Origin of the sequence: Bacillus sp. 7884-1, from assembly GCF_002272245.1 — a bacterium.
Classification (GTDB): Bacteria; Bacillota; Bacilli; order Bacillales; family Cytobacillaceae; genus Neobacillus.
The window spans coordinates 1-205 of sequence record NZ_NPDD01000394.1 but is presented as its reverse complement, the minus strand read 5'-3'; the positions used below and the strand labels follow the sequence as shown (position 1 = coordinate 205).

The window sequence follows — 205 nt, the reverse complement described above, 5'->3', positions numbered from 1 at the left end:
TGTAATGTACATTATTTTCGCTATCGCGAATGGAAAGTTATTTTCTCTAACGAGAAAGGAAAGTTATTTTTCGCTATCGCGAAAAATAATTTGGTGACCCCTACGGGATTCGAACCCGTGTTACCTCCGTGAAAGGGAGGTGTCTTAACCACTTGACCAAGGGGCCGCTTGAAATTTCGAGAAAAAAAATAGCCCCAAAGGGGTA

General features: G+C 42.0%; 1 tRNA gene. It reads right to left on the bottom strand.

The window, feature by feature from the left end:
- Positions 1 to 91: 91 nt before the first annotated feature.
- Positions 92 to 166, bottom strand: a tRNA-Glu gene (locus CHI06_RS29290).
- Positions 167 to 205: the final 39 nt, after the last annotated feature.